Below are 1,693 nucleotides of genomic sequence, written 5' to 3'. Positions count from 1 at the left end.
GGCCACGCGTGGTTCGACGAGAAAGCGAGTGCCCTGTTCTGCGACTTCCTGAGCCATTGGCCCAGCCTCAAGCAGCTGCAACGCGCCCGCCGGACGACACTGCTCACCTTCTTCCGGGAACATCATTGCTACCAACCGCGCTTGATCGAAGAACGCCTGGCGGCCCTCCAGCGTGCCGCACCGCTCACCGACGATGCGGCAGTGATCAAGCCGAAAGCGCTCATGGTCGAGGGTCTGGTAGACCAATTACGTGTCACGCTGAAGGCCATCGCCCGCTTTGATGCCGAGATCGAGAGCGTCGCCCCGACCTTGCCCGACTACGCGCTGTTCCAGGCACTGCCGGGCGCCGGTCCGAATCTGGCGCCGCGCTTGCTGGTCGCTTTCGGCGAACGACGGGAGCGCTTCGCCAGCGCCGCCGATGTCCAGATGTTTGTCGGCGTCGCGCCGGTGACGGAAAGCAGTGGCAAGCAGCATTGGGTGCATTGGCGGCTGCAATGCCCGACGTTCCTGCGCCAGACCTTCGTCGAGTGGGCCGCCCAGACCATCACCCGTTCCTTCTGGGCCGGCGCCTACTATCGGCAACAACGCGCCAAAGGCTGCGCGCATCAGGCCGCTGTTCGGGCCTTGGCCTTCAAGTGGATACGCATTCTCTTCCGTTGCTGGCAGCTGCGCACGCCGTATGACGAGTCGGCCTACCTGAATGCCTTGCAGCGCCGAGGTTCACCCTTGCTGGCGAGTTTGGCGTTGCCATCGCCTGCCACGCATTGACCGGCGGAGAAGCGAAGTCGCTCAGGACATGAACGCACCACGGTGCCGGCGGTCGGCTGAACCGGCACCACGTCACCGGAGCTGAAGATCATGAACGTCATTCTCGAAACCGAACGCGATCGTCGGACCCTCGCGTGGTTGATTCAACAAGTCGGCGAGCCTGCGCTTCAAAGGGCTTGTGCGACTTTGGCGGGCAGGCGCAAGTGCTATCCGTCCAACCTCGCCAAGTGCCTTGGCCTGGTGCCGCCGGAAAGCCTCGTCAGGCCCTCGTCGGAACAGGTCCAGGCTTATCTAAACGACATGCGAGCGCTGCTCAAGCACCCCACGTTGGAAAGGCGAGTCAGCCACCCGGAGCCGTCAAAAAACCCTTGACGACTACCTCAGGGCGTAAACTGGACACCCATTCCACGCGAACCTGGACAGTCGGAGCGTAGCGACGCGGGGTTGAAAGGTTTTACTCTGAGGCTCGGGTTCTAGTCAAGTTTTTGGTCTGCAAAGGCAACCGTTGGTCGTTACTGCGTAACGGATTTTTTTAGCCAATCGAAGGCGCTTTTCGTAGTAGTCATTCTCGCCATTGTGCACCCGCGCCGCGCGCTCCAAAGCGGCGCGGTCCGCCTCACGAAGTAGCCCTTCAAGTACCTCACGTTGCGTTACTGCGTAACAAGCCGCCAGGCGCTCCAAGGCACGCTTGGCGTGAAGATTGACCAGCAGATTCAGCCGCTCGGCCTGGCCGTCAAGATCTTTCAAGTGACGAGCGCGATAGTCCGATTGCCGTTGAGCATTACTTTTTGCCATGTTGATGGTCCTGTTGAGTGTTACGCAGTAACGGTTTGATGAGGGGGTTGCCGTGCCAGTAGGGCAGCGATCAAGTTGCACAAAACCCCGTGTAAAAAGCCGCTCGCATGTTTTCTTCGGTTTTTTGATC

The 1,693-nt window shown here is 60.5% G+C and carries 3 protein-coding genes; 2 read left to right on the top strand and 1 reads right to left on the bottom strand.

Annotated features, from left to right (window positions below):
* On the top strand, positions 1 to 768 hold a 768-nt coding region (locus tag E4Q23_RS23110; protein WP_169068751.1), incomplete at its 5' end, for a transposase.
* Positions 769 to 858: 90 nt separating this feature from the next.
* Positions 859 to 1,140 carry a cryptic plasmid protein A gene (locus E4Q23_RS23105; RefSeq protein WP_169068750.1) on the top strand — a complete coding sequence of 94 codons (282 nt, stop codon included), beginning with the start codon at positions 859 to 861 and terminating at the stop codon, positions 1,138 to 1,140.
* 105 nt (positions 1,141 to 1,245) lie between these two features.
* Here the strand turns inward: E4Q23_RS23105 and E4Q23_RS23100 are convergent.
* The coding region (locus E4Q23_RS23100) for a hypothetical protein (protein ID WP_248595662.1) at positions 1,246 to 1,693 on the bottom strand (448 nt) is incomplete at its 5' end.

This window comes from Candidatus Accumulibacter phosphatis (assembly GCF_012939955.1).
Classification (GTDB): domain Bacteria; phylum Pseudomonadota; class Gammaproteobacteria; order Burkholderiales; family Rhodocyclaceae; genus Accumulibacter; species Accumulibacter delftensis.
Note: the sequence above shows the minus strand (reverse complement) of the source record. Positions and strands in the feature narration are given on the sequence as shown.

What these genes read in the sequence shown, in the direction of transcription:
- E4Q23_RS23105 (WP_169068750.1), top strand. Translation starts at nt 859, where the DNA reads ATGAACGTCATTCTCGAAACCGAACGCGATCGTCGGACCCTCGCGTGG.